Source organism: Comamonas sp. MYb21 (genome assembly GCF_037479395.1).
GTDB lineage: Bacteria > Pseudomonadota > Gammaproteobacteria > Burkholderiales > Burkholderiaceae_C > Comamonas.
Genome location: NZ_JBBGZC010000006.1, coordinates 60,263 through 77,740, shown reverse-complemented (window position 1 = coordinate 77,740; position 17,478 = coordinate 60,263). Strand labels below are relative to the sequence as shown.

Below are 17,478 nucleotides of genomic sequence, written 5' to 3'. Positions count from 1 at the left end.
CTGCTGAAACCAACGCGGCTTCAGCGCTGCAGCTGGGACCGGTCTTGCTGACCAGGCTGCTTCTGCTGCGGCGACTGCTGCTGGTGTTACTGCTCTTTTTGCGAGCCGGGTTTCTGGCCCGATTGCTGCTGGTTCACCTGGTTGGGATTGCGTTGGCTGTTTTGCTGATTCATAGCGTTAGCTCCTTCACGATGATGACGGGGCGACATTGCCCTGCCATGGCTCTATAGTCGCGCCGCCGCCCAGGCGCCGGTGTAGGAATTGACGCGCCGCCTGCATCGAGACGTTTCTCGCCGCACATTTTGCAAAGCCTCTGCGGCGCCTTGCCCCTGCCACGGCACGGCACGGCACGGCACGGCACGGCACGGCATGGCATGGCATGGCAGCGCATACATCCCTTTTCCATCCTTCACAGAAGTACAAGTGAGGGATGCGCTGCGAACCCCTCGCCAAGCGGGATGGACGCGGATCGGGATGAGCCGAAAGGCGTCATTTGTAGTCAATAGCGATTGACAAGGAAGACAACGCAGCGGATCGCCCGAGCCCGCGTTCTGACCACGGCAGGGAGTTTTGCAGCAGATCCCTATCCCCTACTCCCAGCGGTCGGCCATGTCGTCGGTATAGCCCATGACCAGGATGCGTTGGGTTTGCAGCACCGCCGGCAAGGCTTGCCAGCCCGCATGGGCCAGCAGCGCCTCATTGCCCTGGGCATAGAGCGCCCGCAGGTCCTCCACCAGCGCCTGGGCCTGCGCCGCACCGGGCGGCTGCACGCGGGCCAGCGCCATCCAGGCGGCGCCCATGGCCAACAGCTGGTAGCCATGCTGCTCGGCCAGATGCTGGTGGATGGCGTGGTTTTGAAAGCTGTCCCAGTCGGCGCTGAAATAGCCATTGGGTTGGCCGGCAATCAGCGGATCGCCTTCGGCCAGCGGCAGGCGCTGGATGTAGACGACGTCATCGAGCAGCAGATCGGGCGCGCGGTTGGCGGCCAGCAGTGCGTCGATATCGCTGGCGCTTACCGCCAGGCTGCCGCAGACATCGGCCCAGGGTTGCGGGCCCTGGGCCTGGCGCAACTGGCGCGCGCGGTGCTGCAGCGCCTGCAGATCCCAGGCAGCCTCCTGCGCTGGGTCGTCCCAGTCCATGTCCGGCGGGCTGGCCAGGTAGAGCCGGTCATCCTGGCTGGCATGGCCGCTGGTGTAGCTGCCCTGCTGGATATCGTCCAAGGTGCACAGATAACGGTGCACGGGGTCTGCGGCGCGCAGCGCTTCGACATGCGCCAGCAAGGCAGCCAGGCTGCCAACTTCTTCGATCCATTGGTAGGCAAAGCTGTAGTTGGCGCGGCGGTAGGGTGGGTTGGGCTGCGCGAAGAATCCGGTGTTCATCGATATCGGCTGGCGAGGTGGTCGAGAGCGCCAGTATCGCCGCGCATGGGCTGCAGCGCCCACGAAAAAGCCCGCATCGTGCGGGCTCGGACGCAGGGGCTCAGAAGATCAGCACATCTGTGCGTTGTCCGGTGTCTTGGGCTCGGTGCCCAGTTGGCGCCGGTTGCACTTGCACTGCTGCTGCGAGTACTTGGCCTCGCGCAACGGCTGGCCCTGCTGCAGCGGCCAAGGCTGCTGCTTGGTCATCGGCAAAGGCAGTTGTTGCATGGGGTGCTCCGTGTGGTCTTCGTGGGCCGCGCAGTCGCAGACTACTTCTGCGATGGCTGCTTGCGGTCCTGCTGGCCCGGTTGCTGCTGCTTCGGGGATTGTTGCTGTTGCTGCTGCTCCTTTTTCTGGGCAGGCTGCTGTCCGGACTGTTGGTGGTTCTGCTGGCTCATGGCGCTTACTCCTTCAGTGTCAGGTTGGCGGCAGGAGCAAACGCCTGCCGTGAGGACATGGTGCCGCTGCAGGGTGGCGCTGGCTGTAGGAGTTTTGGAGATTCGTTTGCCTTTACGTAAACAGGCCGGTGGATTTGCAAAATTTCTTTACAAAACAGCGCTGTAGACCGCTAAATAACTATCGGATTGCGCTGCACTTTTATCGTCCACTATCCACGTTGACCATGGCCTGCCCGGGCCACGCGTGCATGCGCTGATGCCTCAGTCTTCGCTGGCTGCCTCAAGCCGCTTTTGGGGCTGAAAGTCGACCAAGGTCTGGCCCTGGTTGTCGATCACCAGGGCCGGCAGGTTCAAGCCGGTGCTCAGGTAAAAACCACCGGGCCAGGCCTGGGCCGCCAGGTGCTCGCCGTCAAACAGCAACTGCGGCATCTCGCGCGTGGACTTGCGCCACACCACTTGCAGGCTGCGCGCATCGACGATCTGCAGCACCACCTCGGCGGCGGTGGTAGGGGTCTCGTCGTAGCGCATCAGCACCCGGCCCGCATTGCGGGCCAGCACCTCGCCGCTGAACTGCACCGGCACGCTGGCCACCGCTGCAATCTGGGTAATGCCCGCCTCGCGCAGCGCCTGGTGGCTGACCACAAAACCATCGCTGACCGGCTGGTAGCGCTTGGGGGCGGCGCGCACCTGCTTGTCGGCGCTGGAATGCACGCTCAGCCGTGGCCAGCGCTCAAACTCGCCAGGCCGCACCTTTTGCGCAAACTGCAGCAAGATCATCGGCATGCCGTACTGGGCCACGTCGGTATCAAAGTCGGCGTAATCGATGCGCGAGGCCGTCTGCGGGTACTGTGCCCAGGGGCGCTGCAGCCAGCGCTGCAGCCGCTCGGCCCAGGGGTAGAGCTCGCCACTGGCCCAGTACAGCGCATAGCGGTCGCCGGTATTGCTGGTCACATCCAAGAGCCCCGGCTCGCGCAGCTCGCCAAACGCATATTTGGACACGCCTGTGCCCAGCTCGGCCGCAAAGCGCTGGCGCAGCGCGGCATCCATCGGCGCAAACGCGGTCTGCGCCGGCAGGCGCAGCCACCAGTGCCGGTCATTGAGCAGCAGCGACAGCTGGCCATTGGCCTCGCTGCGCAGGCGGGCCGGCTGGCGCAGCTGGGCACGGGGCAGCACAATGCGCTGGGGCTCGCCCAGCAGCTGCTTGGCCTGCAGGTCGTTGTCCAGCAGCACAAACACATCGTCCTGCGCGGTGCTGTGCTTCATCACCCGCAGCATGCGCAGGCTGCCGTCCTCTCCTTGGTAGACGGCCGAGGCCGCCACATCGCCCAGCTCCTCGGCCTTGTCTGCACCCGATTGCAGCAGCTTGACCGTCGCGGGCACCAGCAGCGGCAGCACAAAAAAGAACAGAAAGCCCAGGCCCAGCGGAAGATAAAAACGCCGAGGAATGCTCACTGCGCGGCTCCTTGGGCCGCAGCCCCAAAGTCCTGCAGCACCTCGCCGTTATCGCCAATCAGCAGCGCGGGCTGGCGCATGTCATCGAGCAGCAAAAAGCCGCCGCTGACGGCCTGGCCGGTGACATACATGCCGCCTTCGCGCTGGCCCAGCGGGGGCAACTGGTCGATGGTGCGGCTCCACACCACCTGCTCGCTGGCCTTGTCCAGCAGCTGGATCACGCGCCCCTCCTGCCGCAGCGGCGTCGGGTTGTAGGCCAGCAGCAGGCGGCGCGCGTTCTCGGCCATCACATCGGCATGGAAGCGCGGCACCGCCGGCTGCACCACCTTGATGCGCAGCAGGCCCCGGTCCTCGATCGCATAGGGGCGGGTGGAGAAACCATCGCCAATGGCCACATAGCTGCGCGGCGAAGTCTGCACCTCGCGGCTGTCGCTGGGCTGCAGGTCGTAATAGCCAAAGTAGGCGGGCTGGCCGGGCTCGTGCCGCCACCAGGACTGCACCAGCAACGCGCGGCCTTCCTCACCGGTGGGGCGGGGCAGCGATTCATAGCGGTAGAAGGCGATCTCTTGGCGGTAGCCGGCCTGGGCCTTTTCGTAGAGGCTGCTGCTGTCGGCCACCGGCCAGATCTGGCCGAGCAGCCAGTACACCAGGTATTTGCTGCCGCTGCGGCTGGTGACCTCCAGGCTGTCCGGCCGGTCGCGGCCCTTGGGCGCTACGCCGACAATGCCCTCGCCCAGCTGCGCGGCAAATTTCTCGCTGAGCTGGGGCAGCAGATCGACAAAGCGCAGGCTCGCCAGATCCAGCCGCCACAAGCCGCGCTCCCGCAAAAAGAGGTAGAGCTGGCCGTCCGAGAAAAACTGCAGCTCGGCCCGACCGGCGCTGCCAGCCCAGGGCATGGCCATGCGTTGGGGCTCGCCCAGGCTGGCGCCGGTGGCGGCATCACGGACCAGCACGCGGTAGACCACATCGCCCTGCTCGCGGTTTTCAAACAGCTGCACCAGCAGGCGCTGGCCGTTGCGCTCGACCAGCGTGGTCGCCTCGCTGCGGCCCAGCGCCAGCGGCGCCTTGTCTTTCCAGGCAGCGGGCAGCTTCAGCTGGAGCCCGGGTTGCAGCCGGGGCAGCCACCAGGGGATGGACAGCAGCATGGCCAGCAGCACTGCCAGCCAGGGCAGATGCCGGCGCAGCCGCGCTCCGCTGGCTGCGTCTGCCGTCGTGGACATGCCAGCAAATGCCTGGCCCTGCAGCTGCTCCAGCCGGAACTGTGCGCCGCACTGCAGGCAGGCAAAGCGGTCGCGCGCACCTGCGCTGCGGCAGTTCGCTGCGCCGCAGCGCGGGCAATACGGGGATGACAAAGAGGATGCTGAGGACCAGACGGGCATAAGCCAGCGATGATAAACCGTGCCCCCAGAAGCCAAGCCCCCGCTTTGCAAACGAAGCTGGGCGCCGCTGGAGCGGCGACTCCCAGGTGTCAGCCATGCGGGGCGGCTTGGGGCTCCTGCCGCTAACATCCAAGGTTTTGAACCTGCTGCGTCCTGCCCCATGACCACCACTGCACCCTCCGCTGTTGCCAACGACATCCCCGCCTACACCGTGAATGAGCCCGCCAACCAGATTTTCGGCCTCAGCATGGCCATGGCCGAGGCCTTCCTGCTCAAGGGCGAGGCGATCGGCAATGAGCGCGCCCGGGTGCGCATGCCCTACCAGAAGCAATACACCAACAGCCGGGGCGATATGCATGGCGGCGCCATCGCCACCTTGCTGGATGTGGGCCTGTCCTGCGCCGCACGCGCGCATGATCCGTTGCGCTATGGCGTCATCACCGTGGACCTGACCATTCATTACATTGCACCGGGTAGCGGCGATGTGGTCTGCACGGCCGTTTGCGAAAAGCGCGGCAAGAGCCTGTCGTTTGTGCGCGGCGAGCTGCATGACGATGCCGGCAATCTTTTGGGCCTGGCCACCGGCACCTTCAAGCTGGTCGACAAACAAAAAATCTAAGCCTGCAAAAAACCGGCGAATATGGCATGCTGGCGGTCTTATTGCTCACTTTTTGACCATGACGACGCGCCAATCCACCCATGCCATCCATCCCCAGTTTCTGGACCGTTTCTCGCCCCGCGCCTTCTCGGGCAAGGCGCTGACCGCCAAGGACATCGAGACCATTGTGGAAGGCGCACGCTGGGCCCCTTCGGCCAGCAACAAGCAGCCTTGGCACTTTGCCTATTCGATCAACGGCGATGCCAACTGGCAGGCGTTTTCCACCATCCCCAACGAGTTCAACCGCCGCTGGTGCCTGAACGCCGGTGCGCTGCTGGTGGTGCTGTCGAACAAGGACGAGTCTCCCGCGCCCAGCTTTGACACCGGTTGCGCCTGGGGCTACCTGGCCCTGCAAGCCCATGCGATGGGCCTGGCCACCCACGCCATGGGCGGCATCGAGCGCGATGCTGCACGCGCCGTGCTCAAGCTCGGTGACAACTGGCAGGTCGAATGCCTGGTCGCCATTGGCGAGCGCGGTGACAAGTCCAGCCTGCCCGCCGACCTGGCCGAGCGCGAGACGCCCTCGCCGCGCAAGGCGCTGTCGGAGATCTTGAGCGCAGGCCCCCTGGCTTAAACGGCTGCATCCAGCAACGCAAAGGCTCCCGACTGGGAGCCTTTGTGCATTAGGGGCTTGGTATTAAGCGACGTTGAGCCGCTCACCGCTTTGCCGGTCAAACACATGCCAATGCTGCGGCGCCGTGTGCCAATGCAGCGCCTGGCCCGGGGCCAGCGCCAGGCGCTCCTTGACGGTCGAAATGAGAGGCTGCTGGCCAAAGCGGCTGACCACCTGGGTTTCGGCGCCGGTGGGCTCCACCACCTCGACGGTCGCAGCGCTGGTGGCGACACCGCTCAGGGGCGCCACTGCCAGCTGCACATGTTCGGGCCGCACGCCCAGCCACAGCGCACGCTCGCCTTGCGCCTGCAGGCCGGGCAGCAGCGGCAAGCGCAGGCCATCGTCGGTCACCAGCTGCCAGCCATCCTGCGCCTGCTGGCTGCGGGCGGCAATCAGGTTCATCGAGGGCGAGCCAATGAACTGCGCGACAAAGGCGTTGCGCGGCCGGTCGTACAGCTCCAGCGGCGTGCCCACCTGCTCGATCAGGCCATCGCGCATCACCACAATGCGGTCGGCCATGGTCATGGCCTCGATCTGGTCATGGGTCACATAGACCGTGGTGGTGCGCAGGCGCTGGTGCAAGGCCTTGATCTCGGTGCGCATCTGCACACGCAGCTTGGCATCCAGGTTGGACAGCGGCTCGTCAAACAAAAAGGCCAGTGGCTCGCGCACAATGGCGCGGCCCATGGCCACGCGCTGGCGCTGGCCGCCCGACAGCTGGGCAGGCAGGCGGGCCAGCAGCGGCTCCAGGCCCAGGATCTCGGCCACCTGCTGCACGCGCTGCGCAATGGCCGCCGGCGCCTGGCGCTGCAGCTTGAGCGCAAAGCCCAGGTTCTCGGCCACCGTCATATGCGGGTAGAGCGCATAGTTCTGGAACACCATCGCGATATTGCGCTCGCGCGGCGGCACACCGTTGATGACATTCCCTCCCAGCACGATCTGGCCGCTGCTGACCTCTTCGAGCCCGGCGAGCATGCGCAGCAAGGTGGATTTACCGCAGCCAGACGGGCCAACCAGCGCGACAAACTCGCCCTCGGCAATATCGAGCGATATGCCCTTGAGCACATCGTGCCCTTCAAAGTGCTTGCGCAGCTGTCTCAATGCAATCGAAGCCATCTCAGTCCTTGACGCCACCGGCGGTGAGGCCGTGAACGAGGTATTTGCGCACCAGCACCGTGAACAGCAGCACCGGCAGCATCACCAAGGTGCCGGCCGCTGCAATCTTGGTCCACTCCCAGCCGTCGTACTGCAGAAAATTGACGATGGCGACCGGCGCCGTCACCGCCTGGGTGCGGGTCAGAATCAGTGCGAAGAAAAAGTCGCTCCACGAGAAGATGAAGCACAGCACGGCGGTGGCCACCAGGCCCGGCCGGGTCAGCGGCAAGGTCACATGCCAGAAGGCCGACCAGATGCTGCAGCCGTCCATCCAGGCCGCCTCTTCGAGCGCCGTGGGAATGGCCTCAAAAAAGCCCTGCATCATCCAGATCACGATGGCCAGGTTGAAGGTCAGGTAGACCAGCACCAAGCCCCAGACCGAGTCGAGCAGGCCCAGCCAGCGAAAGGCCAGAAAGAACGGAATCGTGAACGCAATGGGTGGCGCCATGCGCGTGCACAGCACCCACAGCGCCACCTGGCGCCGCTGCTTGAAGCGCCAGCGCGACAGCGCATAGGCAGCGGGCACCCCCAAGAGCAGCGACAGCCCGGTGGACAGCACGCTCACCAGCAGGCTGTTGCCAAAGGAGCGCGCAAAGTTGTCCTGCCACAGGCCGGCAAAGGCCTCTAGCGTTGGACTGAAGAGCAGATCCAGCGACAGCGCATCGCCCGCCGGGCGAAAGGCCATCTGCAGCATCCACAAAAAGGGCAACAGCACCACCATCAGCACCAGCACGGCGGCGGTGCTGCGCAGATGGCGCTGCAGGCCTTGCACGGCGCGTTGCCATACGGGCAGCGCAGGTGCTGCGTGGTGCCAGGTCTCAGCGTGCATGGGCATCTCCCTTGGCCCGGCCCAGGCGGCTGACCAGTGCGCTCAGCACAAAGATGATGGCCAGCATCACCACCGCAATGGCGCTGCCGTAGCCCCAGTACGAGAAGTTGAAGGCCTGGATAAAGCCGTAGAAATTGGTCACCTCGGTCACGGTGCCCGGCCCGCCATTGGTCAGCACATACAGCAGCGGAAAGGCCTTGAAGCTGTCGATCAGGCGGAACAGCGCGCAGACCACCAGGGTGCGCTGCAGATAGGGCAGCACGATGTAGACAAACACCTGCCAGCGGTTGGCGCCATCGATGCGGGCGGCATCGACCGGGTCGCGCGGCACCATCTGCAGCTGCGCCAGCACCATCAGCATCGTGAACGGGAACCACTGCCAGACATCGGCGGCCACAATGGCCCACAGCGCGGTGTCGGGGTTGGCGATCAGCGAACGCAGCGGCCAGCCCCATTGCTCGAGCAGCGCATGCATGGGGCTGATGTCGGGCGTGTAGATGATCTTCCAGACCAGGGCCACCACAATCGGCGGCAGCACCATCGGGATCAGAAAGAACGTACGCAGGCCCGCCACCATACGGCTGGTGCTGTGCAGCAGCAAGGCCAGGCCCAGGCCGACGAGCAGCTGCAGCAGCACGCTGACCGACGAGAGCTTGGCCTGCACCCAGAGCGAATCGACAAAGCGCTGGTCCTGCAGCAGCTGCGCATAGTTGCCGGCAGGCTGGTCAAAGTGGAAGGTGGCTGCCGGGTCGGTCAGGCTCAGCGGCGTCAGGCTCACCACCACCAGCGTGATGAGCGGCAGCAGGGTGATGGCGGCCAGCACCACCAGTGCCGGTGCCAGGCCCAGGCCATAGGCCCGTGCCGATTCGCGCTGCCAGTTGCGCTGCCAGTTGCGCGACGCTGCAGCCGCAGCGGGCTTGCCGCGTGCCTGGCTGGGCAGCGGGCGCGCGGCTCCGGTGTCGAGCGCCTGCGGCGCGAGAGATGCAGTGGGCGGCATGGGAGCGCTCCCTCGCTGCTCAGACCGAGACGCCAGCGCGGCGCAGCTCGGCAATCGACGCGGTCTGCGCCTGCTTCATCGCCTGCTCGGGCGTGCGCTGGCCGGTCACGATCAGCTCGATGGCCTTGTTGATCTGCTGGTCCACCTGCGGGTAGGCAGCCACGGTGCGGTACTTCATATGGCCTTGCTTGGCCGACAGCTCCACCGACGATGTCACGAGCGACGCGATGTCATAGCCGTTGACGCGCTGGCGCTCACGGTAGGCGGGCGAGTCGATGTCCGAGCGCCGCGTGGGCGAGCCGTAACCTGCAGCGACGGCACGCTGCAAGGTTTCCTTGGACGTGGCCCAGCGGATGAACTGCCAGGCCGCATCCTTGTTCTTGCTGCCCACCGGAATGCCCCAGCCATGGATGGCAGTGCCCGGAAAGCGCCCGGCCACACCCTTGGGCACCTGGCCCCAGGCCGCCGATGCCGCCACCTTGCTGCTGGATTTGTCGGCCAGCTGCGAGAGGTTGATCTGGCCTTGCACGCTCAAATGGCTGCGCCCGGCCTTGAGCGACTGCACGGCCTGGTCCGAGGTATAGGAGACCACACCGTCGGGCCCGTACTCGCGCAGCAGGCGGGCAAAGTAGTCGGCCGCTGCTATCGCCTCGGGGCTGTCCAGGGTGGGGAACAGGTCATCGGGGGCCTTGCGGAACACATCGCCGCCAAAGGCCTGCAAGAACGGGATAAAGGTCCAGCCATAGTGGTTGTCGGTGACAAAGCCGGCCGCGCGCTCCTTGCGGTTGAGCAGCTTGGCCGCTTCCAGCCAGGCGTCTGTCGTATCGGGAAAGGCCAGGCCTGACTGCTGGAGCACATCAAAGCGCGAGGCCGCCGCAATCGTGACCTCGGCCTGCCAGGGGATGCCATAGAGCTGGCCGTCACGGCCCCGCTCGGGCGCGAGCGCGCCTTCGAGAAAGTCGCGGATGTCAAAACTTGCCGGCGTCTTGTTGGGGTCGTTGATATAGCCATCGAGCGGCGTCAGCCAGCCCGAGTTGATCCAGCGGCTCGAATAGATGAAGGTGACATTGACCGCATCAAAGGCCGCGCCCTTGGTGGACAGCTCCAGGTCAGCGCGCTGGTTGTAGACCGGAAAGCCGGGTGTGTCGAAGTTCACCTTGGCGCCGGTCGCCTCCTCGAACTCGGGAATCCAGGGCCGCAGCAGCTTGGAATACGGCGAGCTGTACAGCGAGGTATTGAGCGTTACGCCCTTGAGCGGCTTGCTGTCCAGCGCCAGCGCCGGAAAGCCCAGCACGCTGCCGGCGCCGGCCGCCAGCGCAGAGACCAGCAGCTTGCGGCGCGGCACCAGCAGGCCGCCTTCGTAGTGGTAGGTGGTTCGGGTCATGGAAACTCTCTGTGGTGCGCGCAGGCGGCCATCGCCATCTGCGATCTGTGTGTTGCTGTTGGGGAGGGCGCTGCGCCCAGGCGGTGCGCCTGGCCGCCGCTCAGGCTACTCAGGCCGCTGCCGGCTCGCGCACGGTCAGGTCGACGCTGCTGCGGCCATCGACCGAGGTCGCCACGTCGCCCGTAACCGTCACGCGCCGCATCACGCGGTGGGCATCGGCATAGTCATTGATCGCGTAGTGCTGGGTGGCGCGGTTGTCCCAGATGGCGACATCGCCCGGCTGCCAGTGCCAGCGCACGGTGTTTTCCAGGCGCACGATGCGCTCATGGAAGAGCTGCAGCAAGGCGGCAGACTCATTGCTGCGCAGGCCCTTGATGCGCTTGGCAAAGTGGCCCAGCAGCAGCGCCTTCTCGCCCGTCTCGGCATGCACATGCACCAGCGGCTGCTCGGACTCGATGGTCTTGCTGGTGAACACCTTGCGGTAGCTGGCGCGGCCCTGCGTCTCGGTCTGGCTGGCGGCTGTGTTCTGGCGGAAGTTCTCCGCATAGTCATAGTCATTGCCATGCACGGCCCAGAGCTGCTCGGCCAGCTGCTGCAGCGGCGCGGGCAGGCCTTCATAGGCGGCCACGGTATTGGCCCAGACGGTGTCGCCACCATGGCCGGGCAAGGTCACCGCGCGCAACACGCAGACCTTGGGGAAGACCGCTTTGAAGGTCACATCGGTGTGCCAGGAGTCGGCCCGGCCGCCGTGCTGCGAGTTGAGCTCCAGAAAAGCCGTGCCATCGGGTGCGGGCACGGTGGGGTGGGCCTCGATCTCACCAAACAGGCGGCCAAAGGCTTGGTGGCTGGCGTCATCGAGGTGCTGCTGGCCCCGGAAGAAAATCACCCGGTGCTGCAGCAGCGCTGCCTTGATCTGGGCAAATAGCGCCGGCTCCAGCGCACCCGACAGCGCCACCCCATGCACCACCGCGCCGATGCGGCCCGCCAGAGGCTCGACGTGCAGGGCAGTGGCTGCAGCGGCATCGGCCGCTGGGCTCAGGTGGCGAACATTGGTGATGGCATTCATGGGCGCTCCTCGTGGTCTGGCAATCGGGTGGAAGCCTTCATGCTAGGCAGCGGGGTGCGCCTCCACAACGACGCATTTCATGCATCGATATGCCAACAGCAGCTAAGAAAAAAGAGGCATAAGCCTCTTTCCTGGGTGTCTAAAGCCGCCCACTGCACCGATGCCGATGGGCGCGGTGCGGTGGGCGCGGCATCAGAACAGCACGCGGCAGCGGATGGTGCCGGCGATCTGGGCCAGCTTCTCCAGCGCCAGCGCCGACGATTCCTGGTCGATATCGATCACCACATAGCCGACCTTTTCATCGGTGCGCAGGTACTGGCCGGCGATGTTGATGCCGTTGTCGGCCAGCACCTGGTTGATGGCGGACAGGATGCCGGGGCGGTTCTCATGCACGTGCAGGATACGGTTCTTGCCAGGGTGCTCGGGCAGGGCCACTTCGGGGAAGTTCACGGCCGAGGTGGTGGTGCCGTTGTCGCTGTACTTGACCAGCTTTTCTGCCACTTCCAGGCCAATATTGGCCTGGGCTTCCATCGTCGAGCCGCCGATGTGCGGGGTCAGGATCACGTTGTCCATGCCGCGCAGCGGCGACTGGAACTCGTCCTTGTTGCTCTTGGGCTCGACCGGGAACACGTCGATGGCGGCGCCCAGCAGCTTCTTGGCTTGCAACGCCTGGGCCAGCGCGTCGAGGTCCACCACGGTGCCGCGCGAGGCATTGATCAAAATGCTGCCGGGCTTCATCGCCGCGATCTGGGCCGCGCCAATCATGTTGTGGGTCGAGGCCAGCTCGGGCACGTGCAGGGTCACGATGTCGGACTGCTCCAGCAAGGCGTTGAGGTTGGCGGCCTGGTGGGCATTGCCCAGCGGCAGCTTGGTGACCACATCATGGAACACAACCTTCATGCCCAGGCCTTCGGCCAGCACCGACAGCTGGGTGCCGATCGAGCCGTAGCCGACGATGCCCAAGGTCTTGCCACGGATCTCGAAGGAGTTGTCGGCGCTTTTCTTCCAGCCGCCCCGGTGCGATACCGCATTCTTCTCAGGAATGCCGCGCAGCAGCAGGATGGCTTCGGCCAGCACCAGCTCCGCCACGGAGCGGGTGTTGGAGAAGGGCGCATTGAAGACCGCAATACCACGCTCGCGCGCCGCATTCAGATCGACCTGGTTGGTGCCGATGCAAAAACAGCCCACTGCCACCAGCTTGTTGGCCGCGGCAAACACATCGGCCGTCAGCTGCGTGCGGGAGCGGATGCCGACAAAGTGCACGTCGGCAATCTTGCGCTTGAGCTCTTCCCCCTCCAAGGCACCGGTCAGCGCCTCAACCTGGGTATAGCCCGCCGCCTGCAACACCTTGAGCGCGGAAGGGTGGATGCCCTCGAGCAGCAAGAACTTGATCTTCGATTTATCCAGCGATGTTTTGGTCATGAATGCGCGCTTTCTCTTTCACAAACGACAGCGGTCTGCCCACCAGGCTGCGATCGGCAGCTGGCAGACCCGGGTCGATCATGGCGCAGAACCTTTGCCATTACGCGTTGTCGGGTTGACCCTAGTACCCGGGCGGCCGACACCATCCACCGGCAAATGCTGCTTTGCAGCATTGAACCCCTTGATTTGCTTGGGTTTGCGCCCGCCGGGCGCTTGGCCGACAGGGTCCGGGCTTCAACCCTGGCCTGCAAAGGGCTGGGCTGCGTGGTACAAAAAGCGGGTAAGCCCGTGATCCAACCACAAGGAGTTTTGCATGACAAGCACCGCAACCCATAACCTGTTTGAACCTGTGCAGGTGGGTGATTTGGAATTGGCCAACCGCATTGCGATGGCACCGCTGACCCGCAACCGCTCGCCCAAGGCGGTGCCCCAGCCGATGACTGCCACCTACTATGCGCAGCGCGCCAGCGCCGGGCTGCTGATCACCGAGGCCACCGCCATCAGCCACCAGGGCCAGGGTTACGCCGATGTGCCGGGCCTGTACGAGCAGGACCAGCTCGATGGCTGGAGCCAGGTGACCCGCGCCGTGCATGCCAAGGGCGGCAAGATTGTCTGCCAGCTGTGGCATGTGGGCCGTGTCTCGCACCGCCTGCTGCAGCCGGACCAGCAGGCCCCGGTGGCGCCCTCGGCCATCACCGCCAAGACCAAGACCTTCCTGATCGACCCTGCGACCGGCACAGGCCGCTTCGAGCCGACCTCCGAGCCGCGCGCGCTGGATGCCGAGGAGATCCCCGGCATCGTGCACAGCTTTGCTGCGGCCGCCCGCAATGCGGTCAAGACCGCCGGCTTCGATGGCGTCGAGATCCACGGCGCCAACGGCTACCTGCTCGACCAGTTCTTGAAGACCGGCGCCAATGCCCGCCGCGACGACTACGGCGGCTCGATCGAAAACCGCGCCCGCCTGACCTTGGAAGTCACCCGCGCGGTGATCGACGCGGTCGGCCGTGGCAAGGTCGGCATCCGGCTCTCGCCCGTCACCCCCGCCAATGGCATTGACGATGCCGATCCGCAAAGCCTGTTCACCTACCTGGCCCACCAGCTGGCGCCGCTGGGCCTGGCCTATATCCATGTGATCGAAGGCGCCACCGGCGGCCCGCGTGAAGTCGAAGGCCGGCCCTTCGACTACGAAGCCTTCAAGGCGGAATACCGCCGCGCTGGCGGCAAGGCCGCCTGGATGGTGAACAACGGCTATGACCGTGCACTGGCCGAGCAAGCCGTCGCCAGCGGCCAGGCCGATATCGTCGCCTTTGGCCGCCCCTATATCGCCAACCCCGACCTGGTCGAGCGCCTGCGCAGCGGCGCGGCACTGAACGAGGGTGATAACAGCACCTACTATGGCGGCGGCGAGAAGGGGTATACCGACTACCCGACGCTGGCGGGCTAAAACGGCTGGCACACGAGCGGCCTGGGCCTACAAAGACCTGGGCCGCCGCTTCACCGGATTTTGGTAGAGTGCGCAGATGCCATTGACTCCCCTCTTCCGCACCACGTTCTGCCTGCTGCTGCTCCCCGGCCTGGCCGCCTGCTCCAGCCTCTGGCCCTCCAAAAAAGAGGCCGAACCCGCGCCCCGCGCGCCCCAGCAGGCGGCGCCCTCCGACAAACCGGCACCGCAGGCCCCGGCGCCAGCGGCGGCCAGCATCAGCGAGGCCGACCTGGCAGGGGTCTGGGAATGCCAGTTCCAGATCAGCATGGGCAAGGACAGCGCCAGCTTTACCTATACCAACCAGTTCAACCCCGACCACAGCCTGCGCTCCCAGGCCTTTTTGGCCTATGACATGCCCAGCAGCGAGCAGCAGTACCGCTTTGTGCTGCAAGGCACGGGCCAGTGGCGCATGGACGGCAGCACCATCACGATGATCGTGCCCGAGGTGGTCAAGCAGGACCGCTCCGAGCACAAAAAGCCCGAGCTGATGCAAGACAAGGACCTGGTGCCCGAGGATTTGAGCGACACCTGGGCGGTGCAGGCCCACAAGGGCAAGAACCTACGGGTGACCGTGGGCAGCCTGGCTGACTCCATGCTCTGCAACAAGGAATAAAGGCCGGACGCGCATGGATTCGCTGACCCTGGCCTTTTTGCCGCTGGCCCTGTGGTGGCCGGTGGCGGCAGGCCTGTCCTTGCTGCTGGTGCTCGCCGCCGTGCTGTGGATGTTTGTGCAAAACCGCCCTGCTAGGCAGCGCCCAGCCGCTGGCCGCCCCGCCTGGCTGCCCTGGGCCTTTGCGCTGTTTGCGCTGGCCTGGTGGGGCTTTGGCCTGGGCCTGGCCTTGTGGCCGCTGCGGGAGCTGGACGAGCTGGGCCAGTGGGCGCGCGCCAGCAGCTATGTGCTGGTGCCGCTGTGGATCGGCGGCGTTGCCTGGGTGGGCGCGCTCCTGGTGCAGCGCCTGCTGCGCAGCACGGCGGCCATGCGCGGTTAACACCGGTTTGGCGGCGATTGCCGATTGACAGCCGCCCCATTTGCGCCAAACTGGGGCCATGTTTGCACCGGAGGCCTGCCATGACCGATATCGACAGCATCAACCTCGACAAGCTGCGCAATATTGTGCAGAAGTTCACGCACCGTGACTTCACCGCCGCCCAGATTGCCGATGACTACTGGGATGGCGCGACCGAACAGATCGGTGCCAGCGGCGCGCAGTTTGAAGCCGTATTGCAGCGCAATGCGGCGCTGCTGGGTATACAGACCGTTGGCAGTCACCAGCCCGCCCGCTGGCATGTAGCGGCTTAACAGCTGTTTCACCCCCCCTCTTCCCTATCGCACAGCACCGCCGCCCAGCGGTGCTAGGCTTGCACCATGCTGCAGCCCGCCCGCCTCCATTTCCGCGATTTCTCCCCCGCTGACCTGTTCGTCGTCGCCCATGCGATGGGGGATGCGCGGCTGACCGCGTTCTACGGGCTGGAAACAGAACACAGCGATGCCCGCGCAATTGCGCAGGAACAGCTCGATTGGTATGCGTCCGTCGCCAGCGAGGGCAGCGGCTGGTGGCAGGCCGTGCTCCTCGATGGCGCCGTGATCGCGGCGGTTGGCCTCTACGACCATGACGACGAGGCCGACAGTGCCGACCTGGGCTACTGGCTGCTGCCCGACCACTGGGGCCATGGCTGGATGGACCAGGCGCTGCGCCAGTGGCTGCCCAGCGCCTTTGCGCGGCTGGGCTTGCACAGCGTGGTGGCCTATGTGGAACCGGAGAACGCGGCATCGAGCCGGCTGCTGGCGCGGCTGGGCTTTTGCCATGAAGGCCTGCTGCGCGACTGCAGCAAGCGCGATGGGCAATACATATCGCTGCAGCGCTATTCGCTGCTGGTCAGCGAGCTATCGGCGCTGTAGCAGCAGACTCAAGCCGGCCGGCCATCCCGCACATGGCAGCCCTGCAGATGGTCATTGACCATGCCCATGGCCTGCATGAAAGCGTAGACCGTGGTCGGGCCGACAAACTTCCAGCCGCGTTTTTTCAGGTCCTTGGACAGCGCCACCGCCTCGGGCGGCACACCCATCTGGCGCACGGCGTCCAAGGTGATGTGCTCGGGCCGGCTGCCGGGCGCCGGCGCAAAGCGCCAGAGATAGGCGTCAAAACTGCCAAACTCGCGCTGCACCTCAGCCAGGCGCTGGGCATTGTTGATCACCGCCTCGATCTTGCCCCGGTGGCGCACGATACCGGCATCGGCCAGCAGGCGCTGCACATCGTCGGCGCCAAACTGCGCGATCTGCGGGGCATCAAACTGTGCAAAGGCGGCTCTGAAGGACGCACGCTTGTTCAGGATCGTCAGCCAGCTCAGGCCCGCCTGAAAGCCTTCGAGGCAGATCTTCTCGAACAGGCGCCGGTCGTCATGCACGGGAAAGCCCCATTCATGGTCGTGGTAGTGCTGGTAGAGGGGCGAGGCCATGCACCAGCTGCAGCGCGCGCGCTGGTCATCGGCCAGCGCCAGGCCTGGGGCGAGGGAGTCAAGAGGCATGGGGCGTGCGCGCGGCTACCTGGAAGCGGCCGGGGTCCAGTAGGGTTTGAGGCTTTGGGCCTCTTCGTCAAAGCGCAGGTTGGTGGCCTTGATCTCGTCGTTGATCGTGGCGATCTGCTCGTCCACTTCCTTCAGGTCATGGCGGTTGCCATCGAGGCGCGCCTGCAACGGGGCGGGCGCCTTGCTCGGGTCCTTCTTGTAGAACTCCATGTCCTGGTCGATCTTCTTGCGGTCTTCCAGCAAGAAGCTACGGCGCTCCTGGACGATGCGGATCTGGGCGCGCAGCACATCGACGGCCTCGCCCCGTTCGGCATCGTGCGCGGCCTTGGTCGGAAAGCGCGTTGCCAGTGCCCGCTCACGGCGCTTGCCGTCGTTGGCGCGGTAGCGCTCTTCGGCCTCACGGCGCTGCTGGGCGGCCTGCTCGGCGCGCTCGCGCTCGGAGTAGGTAGGCCCGACCGTGCGCACCGCACCGCCGGGCATGGTGACCTGCTGCTCACGGTCCGCGCAGGCGGCAATGGGCCGGTCCGCCGTCAGGCGGCGCCCACCCGCATCCACGCAGCTGTAGACCATGGTCGTAGACGGGGACTTTTGGGCATGGCTGGCGCCAGCGAGCATCAGCATCGCCATGGCCAAAGCAGCGGCACACCGGTCCTTGCGCATCGTCAGATCCTTATCATCCAAAACTATCGAATTCTAAT

At 65.4% G+C, this 17,478-nt stretch carries 20 protein-coding genes; 7 read left to right on the top strand and 13 right to left on the bottom strand.

Annotated elements, in window-relative coordinates; all coding sequences use genetic code 11:
- Nucleotides 1-590: 590 nt before the first annotated feature.
- The 5 genes from WH367_RS10135 to WH367_RS10115 form a co-directional block, all read right to left on the bottom strand.
- The gene (locus tag WH367_RS10135; RefSeq protein ID WP_339535894.1) at nucleotides 591-1,379 is read right to left on the bottom strand and encodes a hypothetical protein; all 789 of its coding nucleotides are present in this window, start codon (nucleotides 1,377-1,379) and stop codon (nucleotides 591-593) included.
- Nucleotides 1,380-1,487: 108 nt separating this feature from the next.
- The gene (locus WH367_RS10130) at nucleotides 1,488-1,646 is read right to left on the bottom strand and encodes a hypothetical protein (RefSeq protein WP_165841215.1); all 159 of its coding nucleotides are present in this window, start codon (nucleotides 1,644-1,646) and stop codon (nucleotides 1,488-1,490) included.
- Between the two features lie 41 nt (nucleotides 1,647-1,687).
- Nucleotides 1,688-1,816, bottom strand: a complete 129-nt coding sequence (locus WH367_RS10125; RefSeq protein ID WP_021026809.1) for a hypothetical protein — start codon at nucleotides 1,814-1,816, stop codon at nucleotides 1,688-1,690.
- A gap of 261 nt (nucleotides 1,817-2,077) precedes the next feature.
- Nucleotides 2,078-3,268, bottom strand: a complete 1,191-nt coding sequence (locus WH367_RS10120) for a hypothetical protein (protein ID WP_339535892.1) — start codon at nucleotides 3,266-3,268, stop codon at nucleotides 2,078-2,080.
- Nucleotides 3,265-4,620: a hypothetical protein gene (locus WH367_RS10115; RefSeq protein ID WP_339535890.1), complete on the bottom strand. Its 1,356-nt coding sequence runs from the start codon at nucleotides 4,618-4,620 to the stop codon at nucleotides 3,265-3,267. Before WH367_RS10115 ends, WH367_RS10120 begins: the two co-directional genes overlap by 4 nt.
- Nucleotides 4,621-4,807: 187 nt before the next feature.
- On the opposite strand from WH367_RS10115, the gene WH367_RS10110 reads away from it, so the two are divergent.
- Nucleotides 4,808-5,266 (top strand): PaaI family thioesterase, encoded by a 459-nt coding sequence (locus tag WH367_RS10110; protein WP_339535888.1) that lies wholly within the window; start codon nucleotides 4,808-4,810, stop codon nucleotides 5,264-5,266.
- A 58-nt stretch (nucleotides 5,267-5,324) separates the two neighbouring features.
- Nucleotides 5,325-5,879 (top strand): nitroreductase family protein, encoded by a 555-nt coding sequence (locus WH367_RS10105; protein WP_021026813.1) that lies wholly within the window; start codon nucleotides 5,325-5,327, stop codon nucleotides 5,877-5,879.
- A gap of 63 nt (nucleotides 5,880-5,942) precedes the next feature.
- Here WH367_RS10105 and WH367_RS10100 read toward each other — a convergent pair whose 3' ends face one another.
- The 6 genes from WH367_RS10100 to serA form a co-directional block, all read right to left on the bottom strand.
- A complete protein-coding gene (locus tag WH367_RS10100; RefSeq protein ID WP_339535886.1) occupies nucleotides 5,943-7,034 on the bottom strand; it encodes an ABC transporter ATP-binding protein in 1,092 nt (363 codons plus the stop codon).
- A 1-nt stretch (nucleotide 7,035) separates the two neighbouring features.
- On the bottom strand, nucleotides 7,036-7,902 hold the full coding sequence (locus WH367_RS10095) for a carbohydrate ABC transporter permease (RefSeq protein WP_239644950.1): 867 nt from the start codon (nucleotides 7,900-7,902) through the stop codon (nucleotides 7,036-7,038).
- Entirely contained in the window at nucleotides 7,892-8,899 is a 1,008-nt protein-coding gene (locus WH367_RS10090; RefSeq protein ID WP_021026816.1) for a carbohydrate ABC transporter permease, read from the bottom strand. Before WH367_RS10090 ends, WH367_RS10095 begins: the two co-directional genes overlap by 11 nt.
- A 19-nt stretch (nucleotides 8,900-8,918) precedes the next feature.
- Nucleotides 8,919-10,283, bottom strand: a complete 1,365-nt coding sequence (locus tag WH367_RS10085; RefSeq protein ID WP_021026817.1) for an ABC transporter substrate-binding protein — start codon at nucleotides 10,281-10,283, stop codon at nucleotides 8,919-8,921.
- A gap of 109 nt (nucleotides 10,284-10,392) precedes the next feature.
- Nucleotides 10,393-11,349, bottom strand: a complete 957-nt coding sequence (locus WH367_RS10080; RefSeq protein ID WP_021026818.1) for a TauD/TfdA dioxygenase family protein — start codon at nucleotides 11,347-11,349, stop codon at nucleotides 10,393-10,395.
- Between the two features lie 192 nt (nucleotides 11,350-11,541).
- The gene (gene serA / locus WH367_RS10075) at nucleotides 11,542-12,771 is read right to left on the bottom strand and encodes a phosphoglycerate dehydrogenase (protein ID WP_021026819.1); all 1,230 of its coding nucleotides are present in this window, start codon (nucleotides 12,769-12,771) and stop codon (nucleotides 11,542-11,544) included.
- Nucleotides 12,772-13,084: 313 nt separating this feature from the next.
- Between serA and WH367_RS10070 the strand changes: the two genes are divergently transcribed.
- The 5 genes from WH367_RS10070 to WH367_RS10050 all read left to right on the top strand — a co-directional run bounded on the left by WH367_RS10070 (nucleotide 13,085) and on the right by WH367_RS10050 (nucleotide 16,154).
- Nucleotides 13,085-14,215, top strand: coding sequence for an alkene reductase (locus tag WH367_RS10070; RefSeq protein ID WP_021026820.1), 1,131 nt, complete (start codon nucleotides 13,085-13,087; stop codon nucleotides 14,213-14,215).
- 76 nt (nucleotides 14,216-14,291) lie between these two features.
- On the top strand, nucleotides 14,292-14,867 hold the full coding sequence (locus WH367_RS10065; RefSeq protein WP_312988398.1) for a hypothetical protein: 576 nt from the start codon (nucleotides 14,292-14,294) through the stop codon (nucleotides 14,865-14,867).
- A gap of 13 nt (nucleotides 14,868-14,880) precedes the next feature.
- The gene (locus tag WH367_RS10060) at nucleotides 14,881-15,243 is read left to right on the top strand and encodes a hypothetical protein (RefSeq protein WP_339535881.1); all 363 of its coding nucleotides are present in this window, start codon (nucleotides 14,881-14,883) and stop codon (nucleotides 15,241-15,243) included.
- Between the two features lie 80 nt (nucleotides 15,244-15,323).
- A complete protein-coding gene (locus WH367_RS10055) occupies nucleotides 15,324-15,554 on the top strand; it encodes a hypothetical protein (RefSeq protein WP_339535879.1) in 231 nt (76 codons plus the stop codon).
- A 66-nt stretch (nucleotides 15,555-15,620) separates the two neighbouring features.
- On the top strand, nucleotides 15,621-16,154 hold the full coding sequence (locus tag WH367_RS10050) for a GNAT family N-acetyltransferase (protein ID WP_339535877.1): 534 nt from the start codon (nucleotides 15,621-15,623) through the stop codon (nucleotides 16,152-16,154).
- Between the two features lie 8 nt (nucleotides 16,155-16,162).
- Here the strand turns inward: WH367_RS10050 and WH367_RS10045 are convergent, their stop codons facing one another.
- Together WH367_RS10045 and WH367_RS10040 are read right to left on the bottom strand one after the other, a co-directional pair.
- Nucleotides 16,163-16,780 (bottom strand): DNA-3-methyladenine glycosylase I, encoded by a 618-nt coding sequence (locus WH367_RS10045; RefSeq protein ID WP_021026824.1) that lies wholly within the window; start codon nucleotides 16,778-16,780, stop codon nucleotides 16,163-16,165.
- A 15-nt stretch (nucleotides 16,781-16,795) separates the two neighbouring features.
- Nucleotides 16,796-17,461 (bottom strand): DUF4124 domain-containing protein, encoded by a 666-nt coding sequence (locus tag WH367_RS10040; protein WP_339535876.1) that lies wholly within the window; start codon nucleotides 17,459-17,461, stop codon nucleotides 16,796-16,798.
- Between the last annotated feature and the right edge of the window lie 17 nt (nucleotides 17,462-17,478).

Excerpts from the sequence above, each read along its gene's own strand:
- WH367_RS10110 (WP_339535888.1), top strand. The coding sequence starts at position 4,808 with ATGACCACCACTGCACCCTCCGCTGTTGCCAACGACATCCCCGCCTAC.
- WH367_RS10070 (WP_021026820.1), top strand. The coding sequence starts at position 13,085 with ATGACAAGCACCGCAACCCATAACCTGTTTGAACCTGTGCAGGTGGGT.
- WH367_RS10060 (WP_339535881.1), top strand. The coding sequence starts at position 14,881 with ATGGATTCGCTGACCCTGGCCTTTTTGCCGCTGGCCCTGTGGTGGCCG.
- WH367_RS10055 (WP_339535879.1), top strand. The coding sequence starts at position 15,324 with ATGACCGATATCGACAGCATCAACCTCGACAAGCTGCGCAATATTGTG.
- WH367_RS10045 (WP_021026824.1), bottom strand. The coding sequence starts at position 16,780 with ATGCCTCTTGACTCCCTCGCCCCAGGCCTGGCGCTGGCCGATGACCAG.
- WH367_RS10125 (WP_021026809.1), bottom strand. The coding sequence starts at position 1,816 with ATGAGCCAGCAGAACCACCAACAGTCCGGACAGCAGCCTGCCCAGAAA.
- WH367_RS10085 (WP_021026817.1), bottom strand. The coding sequence starts at position 10,283 with ATGACCCGAACCACCTACCACTACGAAGGCGGCCTGCTGGTGCCGCGC.
- WH367_RS10130 (WP_165841215.1), bottom strand. The coding sequence starts at position 1,646 with ATGCAACAACTGCCTTTGCCGATGACCAAGCAGCAGCCTTGGCCGCTG.
- WH367_RS10100 (WP_339535886.1), bottom strand. The coding sequence starts at position 7,034 with ATGGCTTCGATTGCATTGAGACAGCTGCGCAAGCACTTTGAAGGGCAC.
- WH367_RS10065 (WP_312988398.1), top strand. The coding sequence starts at position 14,292 with ATGCCATTGACTCCCCTCTTCCGCACCACGTTCTGCCTGCTGCTGCTC.
- WH367_RS10050 (WP_339535877.1), top strand. The coding sequence starts at position 15,621 with ATGCTGCAGCCCGCCCGCCTCCATTTCCGCGATTTCTCCCCCGCTGAC.
- WH367_RS10090 (WP_021026816.1), bottom strand. The coding sequence starts at position 8,899 with ATGCCGCCCACTGCATCTCTCGCGCCGCAGGCGCTCGACACCGGAGCC.
- serA (WP_021026819.1), bottom strand. The coding sequence starts at position 12,771 with ATGACCAAAACATCGCTGGATAAATCGAAGATCAAGTTCTTGCTGCTC.
- WH367_RS10105 (WP_021026813.1), top strand. The coding sequence starts at position 5,325 with ATGACGACGCGCCAATCCACCCATGCCATCCATCCCCAGTTTCTGGAC.
- WH367_RS10135 (WP_339535894.1), bottom strand. The coding sequence starts at position 1,379 with ATGAACACCGGATTCTTCGCGCAGCCCAACCCACCCTACCGCCGCGCC.
- WH367_RS10080 (WP_021026818.1), bottom strand. The coding sequence starts at position 11,349 with ATGAATGCCATCACCAATGTTCGCCACCTGAGCCCAGCGGCCGATGCC.
- WH367_RS10095 (WP_239644950.1), bottom strand. The coding sequence starts at position 7,902 with ATGCACGCTGAGACCTGGCACCACGCAGCACCTGCGCTGCCCGTATGG.